Genomic DNA, 20,515 nt, shown 5'->3' with positions numbered 1-20,515 from the left:
CGGAGAAATGATCCATGTCTCAAGATACCCTAAACCAGTCACTAAATATTTTAGTGGTCATGGATCCTATCGAAACCGTTAATTATAAAAAAGATTCTACGCTCGCCATGATGTGGGCGGCAGGTGAGCGAGGGCATCGATTAGGCTACTGTCAGATTCATGACCTATGGTTAGATAAAGGGGCGCTTAAAGTCGATTCGCAGGCCCTGACTGTTCGACGAGATCCTGAAAACTTTTATCACTTAGCAGATAAAGTGACTCAGCCAATCACGGACTATGATGTGATCTTAATGCGCAAAGATCCCCCATTTAATATGAGATTTTTATACAGTACCTATATGCTCGATCATGCAAAAGCTGCGGGTGTATTGGTGGTTAATGATCCACAAGCTATTCGCGAATGTAACGAGAAGCTATTTGCCACGTGGTTTAGTGATTTAATGAGTCCGACCATTGTGACAAGTAAACAGGAGCATATTCGCCGCTTTATCAGTGAGCAACAAGACGTGATTGTTAAGCCATTAGATGGTATGGGCGGAACAGGTATATTCAGACTGACAGCAGACAGCCCGAACATTGGTTCGACACTTGAGATGCTCACCGAGCTTGAAACACTACCGATTATGGCTCAGCGCTATTTGCCTGAGATTCGTGACGGTGACAAGCGAATTTTAATCGTTGATGGAAAGGTTATTCCCTTTAGTCTAGCACGCATACCGGTTAAAGGAGAAACCCGTGGTAATCTTGCAGTTGGTGGTCAAGGTGTCGCCATGGCGGTTACTGCTGAGGAAATGGCAGTGGCAAAAAAAGTCGCTCCTATCGTAAAAGAGAAAAATCTGATGTTTGTGGGGTTAGATGTTATTGGCGGCAAGATTACTGAGATTAATGTCACCAGTCCAACCTGTATTCGAGAGATTAATGATCAGTGTGGGACAGATATTGCCACCGATCTCATTATTGCCATTGAACGTCGATTTAACAAAGGCCAAGACAGCTTATAAGGGCTCATCAGCTCTTAAAATGATAGATGAGACGTTAAAATGTCACTAGTAATAATACGGTAAGATTTAACTAACTAAAATTACAAAATAATCAGTCTCATAGGGTGCTAACGGTTGATTTTTTTACATACTCTTATATTATGAGAGGGTATTATCTATTCTAGATAGTTTTTAGTATAAATAAACTTTAGTATAAAGTGTTATGAGTAACTGGTTTATTTGAAGCAGTCGAACTTTATCACTTTATCAAATGTATCGTTTAGAAGGGAGTCTACTCTTAATTTAAGAAGCTTTTAAATGTCGATGAGTTTTAAAGCTCTTGAAGCATTTAAATTTTTTAGAAGCATTAATAGATTTATTATGTAGGTTGCTTTTATATGAGAAGCCCTTCTAAATATTCTTAAACTGCTTTTACTTTTAATTCAAACAAGGATGTATCATGAATATGTTAGCCAAGTCATTATTATTAACTGCTGGTTTAGCTTTTGGTTTTAGCGCTAGTGCTGCCGATCAATTAAACAATACAAAATGGACCACTTATAACGATAAGGGTCAACCGGATGCCGTGTTGCAGTTTTCAGAAAGTAACGGGAAGCTGTCAGCGAAAATTGTTCAAGTTTTAGATCCACGTGCAGCAGGTAAAGCAGTGTGTGATACGTGTAAAGGTAAGTTTAAAAACAAACCTTTAACCGGAGCCACTGTACTTTGGAATCTAAAAGCAGACCCTAATAATCCAAATAAATATATTAGTGGTAAAGGAATAGAGCCTGAGACGGGTATGACTTTCTCTGGCAAAGCCGAGTTAAAAGGCAATACGCTTGAGCTACGTGGTTACAAAGGTGTTTCATTTTTAGGTAAGACTCGTATTTTAAAACGCCGTTAAATTTAAACTAACCGATAAAATTATGCAAATTTGGTGTTTGAAGTATTAAGAGTTTTGGGTTAACCCTTTTAGATAAATAGTGAATGAAGATATAGGTTACATTACTAATGAAAGGGTACCAATTTAAAATCTGTTTTTTTATGAATTTTTAAAATTTTGAAAGCCAAGTAACGATATATGTTACTTGGCTTTTTGTATCTGAGTTAGAAATATAGAACTGTTTCAATTTTCTGCATATCCTAAAGCTTTTTCTATATAGTCGTAGTCAAATAAATGAGGTACAAGGCAATCGAGTGTAGGTACTACTGGTGTAGGCTAAGCGAGATTAACACCGTAACTATTTTATGTGGCTATGACTATAGTATTGGATAAACTAAAAATTGATAGTATTAGCCCTAAGCTGAATAAAGTAGCACTTGCGCTTGATCGTCTTGAGTCTCATTAAGTTGCCAACGGCCATCATATTTTAAAGATGCTTTATTGATGTAAATACCCAGTTGTATTACCTGTTAGAATTAAAATATGCTATGATTTTCCAATTTAATTTTACCCTATTTTGGTCCCTTTTATATAACCATATATATCACAAAATCTCGGGAGAGTTTCTGGTGTCTGCGTCTTCTGCAATGAATAGTAATTACAAAGAGTTGGTTCCTAATGCCACAAAATTGACAACATCTCCTCAGGTATTAATGATGGCGGCTGGTACTGGTGGACATGTATTTCCGGCATTAGCCGTCGCTGAGGAGCTCACTAAAAGAGGAGCAGTGGTACATTGGTTAGGTACCCCTCAGGGCATGGAGAATGATCTTGTACGTCCAGTAGGTTATACCTTCCATACTATTGATATGCAAGGTCTCCGTGGTAAAGGTGTCGGTCGTTTATTCAAAATGCCGTTTACGTTGTCTAAAGCGGTACTGGCAAGTATTAAAGTCATTAAAAATAATAATATTGATATCGTTGTTGGTTTCGGTGGTTACGTAAGTGCGCCGGGTGGATTAGCAGCAAAAGCAACGGGGACGCCGCTGATTATTCATGAGCAAAATGCCATAGCCGGCATGAGTAATCGATATTTATCCAAGATTGCTCAAAAAGTATTGCAAGCCTTTCCTAACACGTTTGGTGATAGTGAAAGTATAGACAACCCGAAGCTTGAGACCGTGGGTAACCCTGTCAGAGAAAAGATTTGTCAGATTGACCCGCCAGAATCGCGATATGATAGTAATGACGATAGTCCCTTAAGAGTATTGATTATTGGTGGATCTTTGGGTGCAGCCGTCCTTAACCATACGGTTCCCTCAGCGTTAGCACAAGTAGATAAGCCTATTGCAGTCTATCATCAGTGTGGACGCAATAACTTGGATAGCACGCTAAAAAGTTATGAGATTGTCGATAGATCACGACACGAGGTGACGGTAGCACCTTTTATTGAGGACATGGCAGAGGCTTATGCGTGGGCAGATGTCATACTATGTCGTGCAGGTGCGTTGACGGTTACTGAAATTCAAAATGTCGGTCTGGCAGCCATCTTCGTACCACTACCGCATGCGGTTGATGATCATCAAACGGCTAATGCTCGCGCATTGGCTATTGAAGATGCGGCTTATTTAATACCTCAAAGTAAATTAACCCCTGAATATTTAGCACAAGTGTTAATGGATCTGGACCGAGAAAAGTGTCAAACCATGGCAATTAAAGGGAGAGCCTTGGCTAATCCGGGTTCTACCGTGATGACTGCAGACTATATTTGTGCTGAATTAACCGCTGAATCCCGATAAATATCATAAAATAACCCCTTTATTAAGGGGAATGGATGTTTAATTCTAATATAAAAGAGATTAAACTAAAATTGTCTTCAATTAATAGTTAATCGATGTTTGAACGTCTGTATTATTTGAATGTCTGTATTGACTATTAAATAATAAGATAAGACCTTGTTCCCCGTTTAGTTATTTAAATTTTAACTGTTATTAAGAGAGCGTTATGTCAAAAGCTGCCTTGCCCAAAAGATTAATTGAAATTCCAGAAATGCGTCGTATCAAATGCATTCACTTTATTGGAATTGGCGGTGCAGGGATGTGCGGCATTGCCGAGGTTATGAAAAACCAAGGTTATGGTGTCAGTGGCTCAGACATTAAAGAAAGTATTGTGACTAAACGCTTACAAGAGCTGGGAGTAGACGTATTTATCGGTCATGACTCTAGAAATATTGCTAATGCTGACGTGGTAGTGGTCTCGTCAGCCATCGATCGTAAAAATCCTGAGATACAAGCGGCTCTAAAAGCGCAACTGCCGGTGGTACGACGAGCAGATATGCTGGGTGAGCTTATGCGCTATCGACATGCTATTGCAGTGGCTGGCGCGCATGGAAAAACCACCACCACCAGTTTACTAACAATGATGATGACAGAAGCAGGCTTTGATCCCACCTATGTGATCGGTGGTAAGCTCAATGCTTCAGGAAAAAATGCCTCTTTGGGCGGTAGTCGTTACTTAATAGCAGAAGCGGATGAGTCCGATGCATCGTTTTTAACGCTTCATCCTATGGCAGCGATTGTCACTAATATCGACCAAGACCATATGGAAACTTACGAAAACAGCTTCGATAAACTAAAAGCGGCTTATATACAGTTTTTACAAAATATGCCGTTTTACGGATTGGCTGTGGTGTGCGGTGATGACAAAGAGCTGTATAGCATGATTGATGATATTGGTCGCCCTGTACAGACTTATGGCCTCGAGCCGTATAACAATGTTCAAGCGATAGACGTCAAGGTTGAAGGCACTAAAACCCACTTTACAGTATTGCGTAAAGATCGTGAGCCATTACCCTTAACGTTAAATATTCCAGGTCAGCATAATGTACTGAATGCATTAGCCGCTATTACTATGGCAACCGATGAAGGGGTGGATGACGAAGCGATTAAGCGGGCGTTAGCCAAGTTTGAAGGGGTAGGTCGCCGCTTTGAGCAACAAGCCTGTGTGACAAAAGAGGACGGGGATGTCTTACTTATTGATGATTATGGACATCATCCTGTAGAAGTCGCTGCAACCATTAAAGCGGCAAGAGAAAGCTATCCTGATCGTCGTTTGGTTATGTTGTTTCAGCCGCATCGTTATAGTCGCACCCGTGACTGCTTTGATGACTTCGTTTCTGTATTATCACAAGTAGACAAGCTGATGTTATTGGATGTTTATAGCGCAGGTGAGTCGCCGATTATCGGAGCTGATACGAAGTCTTTAGCGCGTAGCATACGTCTACGCGGTCAAGTGGAGCCAATGCTAGTTGATAAAGATGACTTAGCTCCTGTTATGAAGCGGGTGCTGCAAGCGGGCGATATTTTGATCACTCAAGGTGCGGGTAATGTTGGTCAAGTTAGTCAAGAGCTTGCAGCCCATAATCTTTATTTATAACGCAATCTTTATTTATAACAATGGATAGAGGGTCTCATTAGATCTGATTTCATTCATTATAATAACGGATAAAGTAGGCTGAATTGACATCACCCTTGAATACATTCTATTTTTTAATTTACCTTATATGATATTAATAACTGTAGACGCCAAAGACTATGACAAATTCCACCATCACATCAAATAATAACGCAGAACCGAAATCACAGCCAGCTACTCATACTCAAACCGCTGACATCAAAGATCCGAGTATTTTTGGCAAGGTCGCTGTCGTATTTGGTGGCAAGAGTAATGAGCGTGACGTGTCTTTAGACAGTGGCGGCGCTGTATTAAAGGCCTTGCAAGCACAGGGTGTAGATGCGACTCATTTTGATCCTAAAGATCAGGACATTACTGAACTAAAAAATTATGATCGTGTGTTTAATGTGCTTCATGGCCGGGGTGGGGAAGACGGTCAATTACAAGGGTTATTAGAATGGCTTGATATACCACAGACTGGGTCGGGCGTATTGGCATCTGCTATTGGGATGGATAAAGTACGCACTAAGCAGTTATGGCAAGGATGTGGCTTAGCTACTGCGCCCTTTTCTGTACTAACGGCGGATACCGATTGGCAACAAGTCGTTAATACCTTAGGACTGCCTTTAATGGTTAAACCTGTTCATGAAGGCTCTAGTATTGGCATGAGTAAAGTGAATCATCTTGATGAGTTACCTGCCGCTTATGAGCTTGCCTCAGGCTGTGGTGATGTGGTAATGGCTGAAAAATGGATTACTGGACGCGAGTTTACGATTGTCATCCTTGATGACGAGGCTTACCCTGTGATTCGTTTAGAGCCCGCAGATATCTCAAATTTCTATGATTACGAAGCAAAGTATAGTCGCAATGACACGGCATACCATATTCCTTGTGGTTTATCTGATGAAGAAGAGGCGCATCTACAGGCACTCAGCTTATCTGCCTTTAAAGCGGTGGATGCAAAGGGATGGGGTCGTATAGATGCTATGCAAGATTTGGACGGAAACTTTTGGCTATTAGAGATTAATACCGTCCCAGGTATGACTAGTCATAGCCTCGTACCTATGGCAGCTAAGGCTAGGGGGATGGATTTTGAACAGTTGTGTTGGCATATTTTGGCACAAACCCTATCATAAAATCAATTTTACTTAGTTTTAAGTGTTAATATACTCAATAAAATATTAAATTATTTTAAAAGATAAAGTTTGGTTAACGATAAGATTTATTAACTATCTGGTGTGTGTATTTTATTCAAAGCTGCGGTTTCATATATTAATTGTGAGTACTGTCATAAAAAGATACATGCTCAACAAACATAGGCGCTATCGCTATACTGGCAAATGCGTTACAATTATAAGCTATTAAACGAAATGGAAAAGATGGCAGCCTCTGTGAATAAAACGTCGCCGAATCTTAGCAAATTTTTATCTACAAAAGTGTGGATGGCTATCGCAGTAATGCTGTTTGTTGCTATATTTATATTAGTATCATACAGAGTTTACCATTCTCAGCCCGCCAAAGTAGTGATTAGCCCCAAAAATCTTGATGCTGCTGAGTATCAAAGATTAAATGATGTCATGAAAAATGAAGAAGTGGGGAGTTTCTTTACCGCTAAGTTACCTTGGTTGAAAGACAAAATATTGAAACAAGACTGGATCAGTCAAGTTGATATTGAGCGCAAATGGGGTGAAGGCGTTGTTATTACCGCTTTGCCTCGTGAGCCGGTAGCACGTTTCGGGAGTGAATATTTAATCGATGTTGAAGGTAAGGTCTTTAAGCCAGTTAATGAATCTGAGCTGTCAGACGATGACCTGATTATGTTGCAAGGGGATGCGGAACAATCCTCTTTGATTATGAATCAGATGCAGCAAATCAATAAGTGGTTCTCAAACCTCGGTATGAAAGTTGACGACATGGTCTTAACGCCGAGAATGACTTGGGCAATCCTTTTTGATAATGGTTTACGTATTATTGTCGATAATGAGCATACCTCACAAAAATTGATGAACCTGAGCCAAATACTGCAAAATCAATTGGCAGACAAACGCGACGATATAGAATCTGTAGATTTGAGATATAAAAATGGTTTTGTGATTGGTTGGAAAAGCGATTATCAAGAGTCAGAGGGGTTTCAAACGTCTGATAGTCATCAAGCACCTAATGATAGGCAGCCGTTAAATGAAAGCTTGGCCACTGAAGCGGACACTACATTAACTGAAAACAGCACTAATGAGTCTGATGTTAACAATAATGACGAGACATTAGTTGATGTAGATCAACACCGATAACTTTTAATAGCATTTTTTAGAAAATATTATTTAGCCTAAATGCTATTAACCACAAAATAATCAATACGATAGTTAATGGTATAGTGAACGAATCATGATGGGTATGCCGATTTGTCGTGGTAATAAGGTATGATATCTTTAAGATATTATGTATAGTATGTTAAATTACCATCCTTTTTAATTGGTTTGTGCTTTATTAGTTTTGACTCATATAGCAGTTTCGGCTCATATAGCAGTCGTTGTCATTGACTAAAATTATTATTGATGACTATATCTACTATAATCTTTATATAAACGCTATTAGTTAAGGATTTAATTCTAAAAGGCTGTACTGTGAATAGTAAATACTTTAAACCAGATTAGACAAAAGCTTTGTCTTCATCATTGATTATTTAAAACTATTAAAAGCAACACCTATACTAACCTAACTGTTTTATTAAGGATATTAAGTATATTTTTATACTATTAATCCGTTACAGTACATATATATGTTCGTACCCTTATGAGTAAATCCGAAAATCTTTTAGCTGTCATCCATCTTAGTGCTACTGCTGTCTATGTCGTTGTTGGCGATGTTGTCGCTGCAAATGATATTCGTATTAAAGGCGTGGGTGAGGTTAAAACGGAAGATTTTCAACAAGGTCAAATTAAACATTTTGATCGATTAAAAGGATCTATCCGTCAAGCCTTAATCCAAGCAGAGGAAATGGCCAATTGTCGTATCCATAGTGTTTGGTTAAGTTTATCGACACCTGAATTACAAAGTCATAATGGGTTTGGTGAAGTTAATTTAGATAGCGAGGTCGTTGAAACTCAGCACATCGTTAAGGCTTTGAGTATTGCAAAAGCCAGTGTTTTGCCGAATACCCATTATTTAATGCATTATTGTCAGCAAGGCATCTTTTTAGACGATCAACAACAAATGGTTGATGATGCTATTGGTCTTCATGCAAATAAAGCAACCGTCATGTATCATTTAATGATGATGCCAGTTGCCAGTAGACAAAACATTCAAAAACTTATTCAAGCGTGTGACGTTAGTATTGACCACGTATTGTTTGATGCCGTTTCAAGTGCAGAGTATTGCCTTATTCCGGAAGAGCGTCAGCAAGGGGTTTGCCTCATTGACATCGGTGCAAGTACCACAAGCGTTTGTGTTTATCGTGAGGATAAATTAATTTTTACGCATTGTATCGCTGAAGGTGGTAATCAAGTCACGATGGACATCTCAGCCGAACTCGGTATCACCATGATGGAGGCTGAAAAGCTCAAAATTCAGAGTGGCACCGTTGAAACAAAAGATATAGACCCAAGCCGCTTTGAGATATTCTCAAGGGTGGGTATGGCAGATGAAGTCACTATAAATATATTACAATTAGCTCAAATTATTGAAGCTAGATATATCGAGCTTTACCGTATTATATTCCAAGAACTTTCTGATGTCGGCTTAATGGACTATTTACAAGGTGGGGTAGTATTAACTGGCGGAGGTAGTCAGATACGCGGTATGGTACGTTTCTCAAAACGCCTTTTGCAAATGCCAGTCCATAGCACAACGCCGCACGAAGCGATAACGGCTTACAATCGTTTTGATAGCGATGATAAATTTAAAGAGCTTAGTACCCGGGTCAATCAACGCGCGTTGCAAACTGCATTCGGTGCTTTATTGTATAGCCAAAGCGAGCAGTTTAAGCACAGTGAAAAAAGCTCGCCAGAAGCTCTAGCTATCAATAAAAAGACTAAATTTAATATGTTCAGACATAACTTAATTGATTTTTTTAAAAACATCTTATAACTTAATTTTTTAAATTTGACAGTCATTAATTAGTGACCTCTCGAGGCTAAGACAACTGATTAGATGACACCAAGGAGTGATAATGTCTAAATATACAATGGCTACAAACAGCCACGATTTAAACAACGGCCAAGCCCACTTTACTGTATTTGGTATTGGGGGTGGGGGCGGTAACGCTGTTGAGCATATGGTAAAACAAGGGGTTAAAGGAGTAACCTTTGTCTGTGCCAATACTGATAAACAAGCTTTGGATCGACTGACTGCTGAGCACAAGCTCCAGTTAGGCGCGAATACTAATCGTGGTTTGGGCGCAGGCGCTAATCCAGAAGTGGGTCGTGAAGCTGCGGAGCAAGACGAAGAAGCCATTCGTAAGTTGCTTGAAGATTCTGATATGGTATTTATTACTGCTGGTATGGGGGGTGGTACAGGTACAGGAGCGGCGCCTGTTGTTGCTCGCATTGCTAAAGAAATGCAAATATTGACAGTCGGTGTCGTAACAACGCCTTTTAAGTTTGAAGGTGGAAAAAGAATCAAAGCTGCCAAAGCCGGTATTGATCAGCTATCTAACTTTGTTGACTCTATCATCACCATACCAAATGATAAGCTGCTCAAGGTCTATGGCACTATTTCAATGCAAGAAGCATTCAAAAAAGCAGATGATGTATTGATGCATGCCGTTCAAGGTATTGCACAGACTATTTCTAGCGAAGGTGTGATAAATATTGACTTTAATGATATCCGTACTGCGATGACCGCTAAAGGGCACGCAATGATGGGTATAGGTCGTGCAAGCGGTGATGATCGCGCTCGTCAGGCCACCGAAAAAGCAATCCGCTCTCCCTTATTGGATAATTTGTTATTAGAAAATGCCAAAGGGCTGATCGTCAACGTTGTGTCGTCTGAGTCGGTCACGTTAGATGAGCTAAACCAGATTACTGAAGTGGTCAATGACATTACTGATATCGAAGAAGCCAACATCTTTATTGGCACTGTGATTGATGAAAAATTAGGTGAAGATTTGCATGTTACGGTTATCGCCACTGGATTAACTTTAGATGAACGTAATGATGATCAAAAGGTCGTTTTATCTGCCAGCAGTACTGAAACAGTGGATCCTGCAACACACACCAGTGCTTTAAATACCCATCAAAAAGCACAAACTCAAATCCAGCCTGTTAATCCTCATGCCTCGAATACGACGACCTCTAAGCCTGCTCCGGATAAGACTAACAGTATTAAAGATTACTTAAAGCGTCAGCAGAACCGATAAGTTAGTCCATTACTATCTAGAGTTGTTACCTTGAGTAATACCTCTCAATTTAGCCAAGCTTACGCTTGGCTTTTTTTGTTGTCGGTTTTGTATCAACCTGCTTTGATGCAATCAAATAAGATGGCATGATTAAGTTTACTCAATCAATGGATAAATTATAATTAGAATTTATTATGTTAAAATTCTGCTAATCCATAAACGGCATTGTTCCATAAACGGCATTGTGATTTTTTTACTAATGATTCATCAAATCAACGTTTTAAAACAATAGATTTAAAACACACCTTAAATGTCAGGTCAAAAAATCACGCCATTAATCAATCGAGAGTATGAGCTTATGAAACAACGGACTATTAAAGAGCCTATTACAGCTGTTGGCATCGGTCTTCATAGCGGGCAGGACGTCACCTTAACGTTAGAACCTCTTCCAGTAAACTCAGGTATTCATTTTTTACGCACGGATATAGAGGATGCGCCTTTAATAGCCGCAGATGCATTTTTAGTATCTGATACCGTTATGTCATCTAACTTGGAAGTAGAAGGGGTGAAAATAGGAACTGTTGAGCATTTATTAAGCGCCTTAGCAGGGTTAGGCATTGATAATCTACTGATTAAAGTCTCTGATTCAGAAATTCCTATTATGGATGGCAGTGCTTCGCAATATGTAGACCTTATATTAAAAACAGGAATTGAAGCGCAGCGTCAACCTAAGCAGTTCTTAAAGATAGTAAAACCTGTACGTGTTAGCGATGGGGACAAGTGGGCTCAGCTTGAGCCTTATGAAGGATTTTTAATAGAGTTTCAGATTGATTTTGATCATCCAGGTATTCCTAGGGATACTCAATACTACAGCTTTGAATTTTCAACCCAAAATTACATTCAGCAGGTCGGAAAGGCGAGAACCTTTGGGTTTATTAAGGATATTGAATATTTAAAGGCACATAACTTGGCTTTGGGTGGTAGTTTGGACAATGCAATTGTATTAGACGAACAAGGTATTTTAAATCAAGAAGGGCTTCGTTATAAGGATGAGTTTGTCCGTCATAAGATTTTGGATGCAATTGGAGATCTTTATTTGGCTAAATATAGTTTAATTGCAAAATTTAGTGCTTATAAATCTGGACATGCTTTAAATAATAAATTAATAAGAGCCCTCTATAATGATCCAAAAAACTTTGAAATTGTAACTAATTATGACATAAATTTTGAGCCTATAAACTATAAGTTGTCATAATTCAAGTTGAAAAAGCAAAAAATGAAAGTAAATATAAGCGTAAATCACTTGGCTAAAGAAACATTATGGCAATATTATTCAAAGCGAGACTTCGGTTTCGCTTTTTTTTATGTCTATCGTTTTTGAGGTTGGATAATCCCAACGAGTTTCTAACTTTCAGCGAAAAGTAAATTAAAATTTTGACGTCAATTAATTGGAAATACTGAATGGCTACCATTGAGTTTATTAAAAAAATTAACTTATTAAATTAATAAAACGACGTTTGATTACATAAAAAAACATTATAGTTAGGTTCTAGTTAGGTTTTAAAAGCTTTTTTAGTGAGTTTTTCAGCCGATCATCATTAATGACATGCTCTATTGTGTGTGCTATAGTTCTCTTCGTTGGTTCGGTGAGCCCATATTTATTATGGGTTTCATCAAAACTATTGGTTAATTTTGAATTTTTTGATTTCGGTTTTAAATAATCTTGACCGTCATTTAAATCTTCTATAGATGCAGGGTAACTGACTATTACATCTATATTTTTTAGTTGGCCGAATGTAAGAGATTGTTCTTTTAGTATATGAGTTAGGTTGTTTGATTGGTATTTAAGATGATTTGCTGCGGTTGGAGACTGCACAGATAGGACGAGATGACCATTGTCGTACTTAACCACCCAAAGAGACTGTAACACTTCTTGGGGTAGCCCATTATCTAATAAGGTTTTGATCTCTAGCGTTAACCTATTTAACTCTGTCCATTTCTCTTTTAGAGACTTAGGCAAAGCAGATGCGGCAGACTTTTGATGATCGATGAGTTTTGCTAAGTGATTAGGTTTTAAAGGTTGTTGCATTGCAGGCCTCAGGATAAAAGATTTTGGTAGATCACCTTTAAATATATATATAAAGTCGTTTAAGTATAAACCGTTTTATAAGGTCATTTACCTTCAATATCTATTTTAATGTGGTATTAAATGAAAGTTAAGGTAACTATTGAACAGGTAAGTTGAATAGTTTATTACAAAGATTAATTTTGGGAGCGTTATGAAAAAGTCACTTATTATTTTGTCGTTAATGGGGCTAAGTGCCACACAAGTAAATGCATCGGTTCATCAGACCTTTGAGCCATCTGCAAGCGCTTCATTAGCTTCAGTTAGTAATACTTCTATTACGCCACTAACAGCTAATCCATCTTCTCAAAGATTAAACGTTGTTAACAACTATTCTAATGTCTCATCTAATACATCAGTACGTGTGCAAGATATTGAACTGCTAACCAGCCAAGCCCAGCGAAAAAGCGATGAGCTTAGCGCCCTTGCTGAGAAATTAGAAAGCCAATATACAGCCACTTCTTTCGCTACGACGGCCAATAGTTCAAGCTATTCAAGCGCTCGTTTAGATAGTACTGCACCTCCTGCATTAGCAGCAGCACGTGCTTCAAGAGCGGCTCATTCTAGAACCATTGGATTATGTGCACGTTACGTACGTCAAGCGCTTCAATCAGCAGGTTATAGCTTTACCCCCAACCCTTCTGCTTACCAGTATGCGACTCGTGGTACCTTATCTCAAGCAGGCTTTGTCAAAATTAGCAATAACACGTCCCCACAAGTTGGTGATATTGTCGTATATAACCGATCTGCTAAACATCCACACGGCCATATTCAGATTTTTGATGGTAGTAACTGGGTATCGGATTTTCGTCAAGCTAGAAAAAGTCCTTACAGCGATAGCTATTCGTACACCACTTGGCGTGATGCACGTTACCTAAATGATGCGTCAAACGAAGGCATCTACCTTGCTATGGAATAATTTTGTTCGCTATTAAGTTAATAGTGATTATCATCTCAGGCGACAATGACAAAGATGACAACACGAGCTTAACGTTTAAAAAGAGACAAATATAAAAAGAGGCTGCTAAATTGTCATTTAGCAGCCTCTTTTATATTGATGCAAACAATATTAAGCAATTATTTAGCAGTTTCAATGTCAGGGAGAGATTAAAAATAGCGCCAAGGTATGATCGAGAATAGTGACGGTTTAGTCGCTATAGCGGCTTAAATTTGATAGCTTAGGATTGGCATTCGGATTACGACGAAATAAAAGAGCCATACGTCCGATGCTATGAACGAGGTAGGCGCCTGTTTTATGAGCAAGCTCATCACTAAAAGCGTCACGCTCTTCTTTACTACCCGGTGGGGTCTTAATTTTAATAAGCTCATGATCATTTAATGCCCGATCCAACTCCTCAACAACGGACTCGCTTAATCCTTTATTGCCAATAATCACCACAGGTTTTAAATCATGGCCAATACCCTTTAAGCGACGTAACTCTGTGCTATCAAGTTTTGGTTGGTAGTTATTTGTTGTATTCATAATGTCTCAGTATTAATTATTAGGCCTAACTATGCCAGCCTTGGAAATGGGTTGTTCGAGTGTAAAAACAGTATAATTAGTAACTGTTTTAATAGACTCAGTTACTTTATTTACTCTATATTTACTCAATTACTGTCATCTGCCATTATAAAATAAATGCTATTTAGTATATTCTTTATTAAACCTGAATTAACCCTGATACTTTGTTAATAATTATTAAATAATAATAATACTTAACAGCTCCGCTTTGACTTCTAAAAGTAAGTCTATGCCCTTTTATTTTCTAATGGACTTGAGAAGGTCATTATAGAGAAATTTTGCTGGTATTGCATGACTAGATTAATGATTAATACTTTTAATAGAAGACTTTTATAGTTATATAAGGGGTTGTTCATTAATTAGTGCTAGAATTGAGATATAAAAAATAGATTATAGTTTAACGGATAAATAGTGAGGGTATTTTGGCAACACGTATTACCAATAAGACCTTGTCAAAAAGCAGTAAAGCTTGGATGAAAGAACACTTGGATGATCACTATGTACAGTTGGCTCAAAAAGAGGGCTACCGTGCCCGTGCTGCTTACAAGTTGCTTGAAATCAATGAGAAAATGAATTTGATTCACAAAGGTATGACGGTCGTTGATTTAGGTAGTGCCCCAGGAAGTTGGTCGCAAGTGGCAGGAAGACTTGTCGGTGATAATGGCATTCTAATTGCATCGGATATCTTGCCTATGGATACGTTGGAGAATGTGACTTTCATTCAAGGTGACTTTAGAGAAGAGTCTGTTTTTGAGCAGTTAATGAATGAAGTAGGCGATCGTCAGGTAGACGTGGTGTTATCTGATATGGCACCTAATACGTCAGGTCATGCAGCAGTAGATCAGCCACGTATGATTTACTTATGTGAGTTAGCCGTGGACTTCGCCTTAAAGGTGTTACCTAAGGGTGGCACACTGGTTATGAAAGTATTCCAAGGTGAGGGCACCCAAGAGCTACGCAAACAAATACAATCTCAATTCTCAAAAGTTCGTACCATTAAGCCTGATGCTTCCAGAGCAAGATCTAAGGAAGTATTTTGGGTAGCAACAAAGTAGCGATTTATAGGTAAAGTGTGACGTGAATAGATAGGCGAATAGACAAGTAAAGGATAGGCGAAAAGTAGCTATAGATTAACCGTTATTTAAATTGTGTCGCATATCTGCTATCTAAACGCTTCTTCTTAACAGATACAACCTAAGTTGAACAGACTATATTTATCTAATTTACGCTTGATAAATTAGAAGGTTGACCTAATAAAGGTAAGTATAAGTAACGACTCGTCAAAAGTTTTTGATTACTCACCTTAATTGATGTTCTATCTCCTTATATATCAATTATTAATTCTTTTTAAATATTTGATAGATATAAGTGACATAAAACAAATGTGGTGTAGAAACAGGGTGACGGGCCGTAATCGTTTTCTGCCTCGTGTTATAATATTAAATTAAGCAGAATTTTGAACACATCAACAAGTAAGGGATGGTATAGCTTGTGAGCGACATGGTAAAAAATACCTTATTATGGCTAGTTGTCATCGGTGTATTAGTACTGGTGTTTAGCAACTTTGATAGCGGTAATGAGCCTGATACGCTCAATTACTCTGAGTTTGTTACTCAAGTCACTGAAGATAAGATAAAAAGTATTAAAATTGACGGTGAGCAAATTACCGGCGAGAAGGTGAGCGGCTCTGAATTTGAGACCGTTCTACCAGCGGTGGCCGATGATGACCTAATGCCAACATTACGTGAGCATAATGTAGAAGTACAAGCAGCAACGCCTGAACGTCAAAGCGTAATGATGCAACTGTTGATTGCAAGTTTCCCTGTATTACTCATCATTGGTATCTTTTTGTTCTTTATGCGCAATATGCAAGGGGGTGCGGGAGGTAAAGCCGGTGGCCCTATGAGCTTTGGTAAATCAAAAGCCAAAATGCTTGGTGAAGATCAAATTAAAGTAAACTTTAATGATGTGGCGGGCGCAGAAGAAGCCAAAGAAGAAGTTGTTGAAGTGGTCGATTTTCTTAAAGATCCCGATAAATTTACAAAGCTTGGTGCGACTATTCCACGCGGTATTTTGATGGTAGGTCCTCCTGGTACTGGTAAAACGTTACTTGCTAAGGCTATTGCTGGTGAAGCAAAGGTACCTTTTTTCTCAATTTCAGGTTCAGACTTTGTTGAGATGTTTGTGGGTGTCGGTGCATCACGTGTGCGTGATATGTTTGAACAGGCTAAGAAAAACGCCCCTTGCATCATCTTTATTGATGAAATTGATGCGGTAGGTCGTAGCCGTGGTACCGGTATGGGCGGCGGAAATGATGAGCGCGAACAAACCCTAAACCAACTGTTAGTAGAAATGGATGGTTTTGAGGGTAATGACGGTGTGATTGTTATTGCAGCGACTAACCGTGCTGATGTACTAGATAAGGCGCTACTGCGACCAGGTCGTTTTGACCGCCAAGTTCATGTTGGTCTACCAGACATTAAAGGTCGTGAAGAGATCCTTAAAGTACATTTACGTAAGCTCCCGACTACCATCGGAGTCGATGTCAATGCATTGGCTCGTGGCACACCAGGTTTTAGTGGTGCGCAACTTGCGAACCTAATTAATGAGGCAGCGCTGTTTGCGGCACGTCGTAATAAAGCCAGTGTTGATATGCACGACTTTGAAGATGCTAAAGATAAGCTGTACATGGGTCCTGAGCGTAAATCTATGGTATTACGTGAGGAAGAACGCCGTGCAACTGCTTACCATGAAGCAGGGCATGCACTAGTCGCAGAGATGCTTCCTGGTACTGACCCTGTACATAAAGTGACGATTATGCCACGTGGTTGGGCATTAGGCGTTACTTGGCAGCTGCCCGAGTTTGATAAGACGAGTATGGATAAGTCAAAAATGTTAAATGACATTGCGATTTTATTCGGAGGCCGTATCGCTGAAGAAGTCTTTGTGAATCAGAAGACAACGGGCGCTTCAAACGACTTCGAGCGTGCCACTAAAATGGCACGTGCTATGGTAACCAAATATGGTATGTCTGATGCGCTTGGCGTTATGGTTTATGAAGATGATGACAGCTCACAAGGTTACTTTGGTGGTATGACACGCACTATCTCGGAAGCTACGCAACAAAAAGTAGATGAAGAGATTCGCCGTATCCTTGAAGAGCAGTATGATATTGCCCGTGAAATCATTGAGGGTAATAAAGATAAAATGCATGCGATGGTTGAAGCTTTAATGAACTGGGAAACCATTGATAGAGACCAATTGCAAGATATCTTAGCGGGTAATGAACCTCGTGAGCCTCGAGTGTATCAGGAAAAAGATGTCACCCCTAAAAAAGAAGAGGTGGAGTCTTCTGGTTCAACCCCGCCACCACTACCCGCTATGTAGCAATTAATAGTTTCATAGTCGTCAGTCCAACTGTTATATTAAGCCCTTTCGATTGCAAAGGGCTTTTTTTTATGACATATCTGTTAAAATAAATGAATAAATTAAATCTATAAAGTCTTAACGGCCCTTAATTCTGAAAAATTTACTTAAAAGATATTGGCTATGCAACTACATACTCTTCCAAGCGTTACTATCAATGTTAATACGTCAAATGGATTTAAAAAACAACTTGATCTATCAACACCGCAAGTTATGGGTATATTGAATGTTACCCCTGATTCCTTCTCAGATGGTGGTCAATTTAATACGATTGATACTGCTTTACAGCACTGCGAACAAATGCTAAAAGAAGGCGCTACTATTATCGATATTGGTGGAGAGTCCACTCGTCCGAATGCGAGTCCTGTGTCAGAACAAGAAGAGGTAGATCGCGTTGTACCTATGGTCGAGGCGATCAGAGATCAGTTTGGTGATGAGACTTGGTTATCTATAGATACCAGCTCACCGATGGTCATTGAACAAGCTGTAAAAGCAGGGGCCGATATCTGGAATGATGTACGAGCACTGGTTCGTGACGGTGCGCCACAAATGGCAGCCAAGCTCGATATTCCTGTGGTACTAATGCACATGCGCGGTGAGCCTGCGACCATGGATGACAACGCTCAATATGAAGATGTGGTCAATGAGGTGCTGTCAGAATTAGCACAGCGTATTGAGTGTGCCATACAAGGGGGTATAACGCGTCAAAATATAATTATTGACCCTGGATTTGGGTTTGCGAAAGACTATCAGCACCATAATACTTTATTAAATAATCTAAGTCGTTTTCATGAATTAGAGTTGCCTATATTGTTTGGCATATCACGTAAGCGATTTCTTAGAGAGGTACTGATTCATACTAAGTTGTCTATATTTGAAAATAATAAAGCGACTGATAGAGATGGTGTTGGTATGGCAGCAGCTTTGTTAGCGGTACAGCAGGGTGCTAGTATTATCAGAACCCATAATGTAGGTCTTACTATACAAGGCTTGGCATTGTGGCAACAACTCAATAGTTAGAATTAAGCTTTAAAAGGCATTACTTTTATCACGTCTGCGCAGTATTAAATGTTTGATTAACCATTAACTTTAGGAGTAGCTGTGTGAGTACACAACCAGAACCTACCAATGAGCAAAGAAGGATTATTTATCAGGCGCGTAGAGGGTTAAAAGAGCTTGATTTTTATATCGATCCCTATGTTAAGCAGCATTATTTGTCAGCTAGTGCCGATGAGCAAGCGACATTTGCAGCGCTACTAACCTATGAAGACCCTGATTTGTTAAACTTCTTTATGAACCAAGATACGCCTGATAATGCTAAGGTGGCTGATCTGGTTTTAAAGCTAAAAAAATTACAGCATGGTGATTTATCTTAGTCTTTATAAGCTTAAATGCTATTGTCATTCCCTTAGATGTGGTTAAAAAAGGCGTAAGACGTTGAGTCGTCAACTTGAATGCAACATCGCTCACTCTAGTGTCTTACAAAGATTGTATGCCGCAGTATTTTTATTATGTACTGGATTGGTTTTGTTAAATGTCAATCTAACTTGGAGTTGGCGTATTGCTATAATCATAATTAGTCTCATACTATATGGTATTTGTCATATAATCAGAGATCAGCCCATACACATCACCGCTTGCGATATTGATGATTCTAAGGCCAGTTGGCAACTCCTATATCAAGATCGGCGGGGACAACGACCAGTACTTTGGGAGGCGCAATTGGTAAAAGTGCAAAGCCTATCAACCTGTATACAGTTTACTTTCCTCACCACACACCCTATGACACGCAAAAAAATGGTTGTGATATGGCAAGATCAAGTACAGGCTTCAGTGTGGAGACGGCTTAAAGTGTTAGCTAACTGGTGGTAAAACAATGTCTTTTTAATTCAAGTTACACAATACACATAAACAGACATTTTACTGTCAAAATTTAGCTATAGACAATAGCTAGTCAAGTTGTCAAACTAAGGGATGATGGAGTCTTAAAAGACGATACAGTTTTTAAAATAATACCTTTTAAAATAATACCAAGGAGTTTTTATGAGTTTATTAGGAAATTTAGTGGCACAAGTGGCGCGTCAAGCAATGGATCCTGAAGACGGTAAGCGTAACCCGATTAATCAGCGTATTCAGCCACGTGCAACGGGTGGCCTCGGTGATATTTTAGGCAGCGTACTGGGTGGAGGTCATCAAAACAATCCTCAAGCAAACAGTCGCCAAGGAAATGGCTTTGGCTTGGATGATATTATTGGCGGTGCTTTAGGCGGTCAGATGGGTAGCCGAATGGGCAGCAATGGAGCAGGTGGCCTTGGCAGTATATTAGGTAGTGTTTTAGGCGGCGGTGCTGGTGCACGTAGAGGCGGCGGTGGCAAAGCTATGCTTATTGCCGCACTTATGCCTATCGTACTTAACTGGATCCAACGTAATGGCGGCTTATCTGGTGCATTATCAAAAGTTCAGGAAATGGGTTTTGGTAACCAAGCTAAGTCGTGGATGAGCGCACAGCAGCAAAATGAAAACCTAGATCCAAATCAAATCAATAAACTGTTCGATGACCAAGAAATTCATCAGGTCTCACAGCAAGTGGGTGCAGATGAAACGGAAGTACGTCAAGGTCTAGCAGAGCTATTGCCAGAAGTTGTTAATCAACTGACCCCAAATGGTGGCCTAGACAAAGAAGAAGAAGCCAATAGCGAAATTAATGACATTTTAAGTCAGATTTCGTCTACTTTGCCTAAATAGTATTTATTTATCTTAAATAATTTAGCAATGCGTTTTTATTAAAGTGGCT

Annotated in this window: 18 protein-coding genes; 16 read left to right on the top strand and 2 right to left on the bottom strand. The window is 39.2% G+C overall.

What is annotated here, in order from left to right:
• The first annotated feature begins 14 nt into the window (after nt 1-14).
• The 9 genes from gshB to lpxC all read left to right on the top strand — a co-directional run bounded on the left by gshB (nt 15) and on the right by lpxC (nt 11,903).
• Nucleotides 15-1,001 carry a glutathione synthase gene (gshB, locus tag AC21OG_RS02060; protein ID WP_487377397.1) on the top strand — a complete coding sequence of 329 codons (987 nt, stop codon included), beginning with the start codon at nt 15-17 and terminating at the stop codon, nt 999-1,001.
• A 439-nt stretch (nt 1,002-1,440) separates the two neighbouring features.
• Complete coding sequence (locus AC21OG_RS02055) at nt 1,441-1,884, top strand: DUF2147 domain-containing protein (RefSeq protein WP_486545868.1); 444 nt, start codon at nt 1,441-1,443, stop codon at nt 1,882-1,884.
• 626 nt (nt 1,885-2,510) lie between these two features.
• Complete coding sequence (murG, locus tag AC21OG_RS02050; RefSeq protein WP_487377434.1) at nt 2,511-3,662, top strand: undecaprenyldiphospho-muramoylpentapeptide beta-N-acetylglucosaminyltransferase; 1,152 nt, start codon at nt 2,511-2,513, stop codon at nt 3,660-3,662.
• Nucleotides 3,663-3,867: 205 nt separating this feature from the next.
• Nucleotides 3,868-5,298, top strand: coding sequence for a UDP-N-acetylmuramate--L-alanine ligase (gene murC / locus AC21OG_RS02045; RefSeq protein ID WP_487377398.1), 1,431 nt, complete (start codon nt 3,868-3,870; stop codon nt 5,296-5,298).
• Nucleotides 5,299-5,534: 236 nt separating this feature from the next.
• Nucleotides 5,535-6,452: a D-alanine--D-alanine ligase gene (locus AC21OG_RS02040; RefSeq protein ID WP_487377435.1), complete on the top strand. Its 918-nt coding sequence runs from the start codon at nt 5,535-5,537 to the stop codon at nt 6,450-6,452.
• Between the two features lie 243 nt (nt 6,453-6,695).
• On the top strand, nt 6,696-7,604 hold the full coding sequence (locus AC21OG_RS02035) for a cell division protein FtsQ/DivIB (RefSeq protein ID WP_487377399.1): 909 nt from the start codon (nt 6,696-6,698) through the stop codon (nt 7,602-7,604).
• 502 nt (nt 7,605-8,106) lie between these two features.
• The gene (ftsA, locus tag AC21OG_RS02030) at nt 8,107-9,399 is read left to right on the top strand and encodes a cell division protein FtsA (RefSeq protein ID WP_486545862.1); all 1,293 of its coding nucleotides are present in this window, start codon (nt 8,107-8,109) and stop codon (nt 9,397-9,399) included.
• An 82-nt stretch (nt 9,400-9,481) separates the two neighbouring features.
• Nucleotides 9,482-10,669: a cell division protein FtsZ gene (ftsZ, locus tag AC21OG_RS02025; protein ID WP_486545861.1), complete on the top strand. Its 1,188-nt coding sequence runs from the start codon at nt 9,482-9,484 to the stop codon at nt 10,667-10,669.
• A 337-nt stretch (nt 10,670-11,006) separates the two neighbouring features.
• On the top strand, nt 11,007-11,903 hold the full coding sequence (lpxC, locus tag AC21OG_RS02020; RefSeq protein ID WP_486546321.1) for a UDP-3-O-acyl-N-acetylglucosamine deacetylase: 897 nt from the start codon (nt 11,007-11,009) through the stop codon (nt 11,901-11,903).
• A gap of 294 nt (nt 11,904-12,197) precedes the next feature.
• Here lpxC and AC21OG_RS02015 read toward each other — a convergent pair whose 3' ends face one another.
• Entirely contained in the window at nt 12,198-12,737 is a 540-nt protein-coding gene (locus tag AC21OG_RS02015; protein ID WP_487377400.1) for a hypothetical protein, read from the bottom strand.
• A gap of 190 nt (nt 12,738-12,927) precedes the next feature.
• On the opposite strand from AC21OG_RS02015, the gene AC21OG_RS02010 reads away from it, so the two are divergent.
• Nucleotides 12,928-13,692: a CHAP domain-containing protein gene (locus tag AC21OG_RS02010; RefSeq protein WP_487377401.1), complete on the top strand. Its 765-nt coding sequence runs from the start codon at nt 12,928-12,930 to the stop codon at nt 13,690-13,692.
• Between the two features lie 228 nt (nt 13,693-13,920).
• Here AC21OG_RS02010 and AC21OG_RS02005 read toward each other — a convergent pair whose 3' ends face one another.
• Nucleotides 13,921-14,256 (bottom strand): YhbY family RNA-binding protein, encoded by a 336-nt coding sequence (locus tag AC21OG_RS02005; RefSeq protein ID WP_487377402.1) that lies wholly within the window; start codon nt 14,254-14,256, stop codon nt 13,921-13,923.
• A 461-nt stretch (nt 14,257-14,717) separates the two neighbouring features.
• Here AC21OG_RS02005 and rlmE point away from each other — a divergent pair, with 461 nt between their 5' ends.
• The 6 genes from rlmE (at nt 14,718) to AC21OG_RS01975 (ending at nt 20,466) form a co-directional block, all read left to right on the top strand.
• The gene (rlmE, locus tag AC21OG_RS02000) at nt 14,718-15,350 is read left to right on the top strand and encodes a 23S rRNA (uridine(2552)-2'-O)-methyltransferase RlmE (RefSeq protein ID WP_487377403.1); all 633 of its coding nucleotides are present in this window, start codon (nt 14,718-14,720) and stop codon (nt 15,348-15,350) included.
• 445 nt (nt 15,351-15,795) lie between these two features.
• Complete coding sequence (gene ftsH / locus AC21OG_RS01995; protein WP_486546320.1) at nt 15,796-17,682, top strand: ATP-dependent zinc metalloprotease FtsH; 1,887 nt, start codon at nt 15,796-15,798, stop codon at nt 17,680-17,682.
• 162 nt (nt 17,683-17,844) lie between these two features.
• Entirely contained in the window at nt 17,845-18,741 is an 897-nt protein-coding gene (gene folP, locus AC21OG_RS01990; RefSeq protein WP_487377404.1) for a dihydropteroate synthase, read from the top strand.
• An 83-nt stretch (nt 18,742-18,824) separates the two neighbouring features.
• Nucleotides 18,825-19,097, top strand: a complete 273-nt coding sequence (locus AC21OG_RS01985; RefSeq protein WP_486545851.1) for an FAD assembly factor SdhE — start codon at nt 18,825-18,827, stop codon at nt 19,095-19,097.
• A 61-nt stretch (nt 19,098-19,158) separates the two neighbouring features.
• A complete protein-coding gene (locus AC21OG_RS01980; protein WP_487377405.1) occupies nt 19,159-19,593 on the top strand; it encodes a hypothetical protein in 435 nt (144 codons plus the stop codon).
• A 171-nt stretch (nt 19,594-19,764) separates the two neighbouring features.
• Entirely contained in the window at nt 19,765-20,466 is a 702-nt protein-coding gene (locus tag AC21OG_RS01975; RefSeq protein WP_486545848.1) for a YidB family protein, read from the top strand.
• Nucleotides 20,467-20,515 lie beyond the last annotated feature (49 nt).

The organism is Psychrobacter sp. CX5, assembly GCF_057621535.2.
This window is presented reverse-complemented; position numbering and strand designations above follow the sequence as displayed.

Bases quoted from the DNA above. Each gene is read 5' to 3' on its own strand.
- murC (WP_487377398.1), top strand. From the start codon at position 3,868: ATGTCAAAAGCTGCCTTGCCCAAAAGATTAATTGAAATTCCAGAAATG.
- gshB (WP_487377397.1), top strand. From the start codon at position 15: ATGTCTCAAGATACCCTAAACCAGTCACTAAATATTTTAGTGGTCATG.
- ftsH (WP_486546320.1), top strand. From the start codon at position 15,796: ATGGTAAAAAATACCTTATTATGGCTAGTTGTCATCGGTGTATTAGTA.
- ftsZ (WP_486545861.1), top strand. From the start codon at position 9,482: ATGTCTAAATATACAATGGCTACAAACAGCCACGATTTAAACAACGGC.
- folP (WP_487377404.1), top strand. From the start codon at position 17,845: ATGCAACTACATACTCTTCCAAGCGTTACTATCAATGTTAATACGTCA.
- AC21OG_RS02010 (WP_487377401.1), top strand. From the start codon at position 12,928: ATGAAAAAGTCACTTATTATTTTGTCGTTAATGGGGCTAAGTGCCACA.
- AC21OG_RS02015 (WP_487377400.1), bottom strand. From the start codon at position 12,737: ATGCAACAACCTTTAAAACCTAATCACTTAGCAAAACTCATCGATCAT.
- AC21OG_RS01975 (WP_486545848.1), top strand. From the start codon at position 19,765: ATGAGTTTATTAGGAAATTTAGTGGCACAAGTGGCGCGTCAAGCAATG.
- AC21OG_RS02055 (WP_486545868.1), top strand. From the start codon at position 1,441: ATGAATATGTTAGCCAAGTCATTATTATTAACTGCTGGTTTAGCTTTT.
- AC21OG_RS02005 (WP_487377402.1), bottom strand. From the start codon at position 14,256: ATGAATACAACAAATAACTACCAACCAAAACTTGATAGCACAGAGTTA.
- lpxC (WP_486546321.1), top strand. From the start codon at position 11,007: ATGAAACAACGGACTATTAAAGAGCCTATTACAGCTGTTGGCATCGGT.
- murG (WP_487377434.1), top strand. From the start codon at position 2,511: ATGAATAGTAATTACAAAGAGTTGGTTCCTAATGCCACAAAATTGACA.
- ftsA (WP_486545862.1), top strand. From the start codon at position 8,107: ATGAGTAAATCCGAAAATCTTTTAGCTGTCATCCATCTTAGTGCTACT.
- AC21OG_RS02035 (WP_487377399.1), top strand. From the start codon at position 6,696: ATGGCAGCCTCTGTGAATAAAACGTCGCCGAATCTTAGCAAATTTTTA.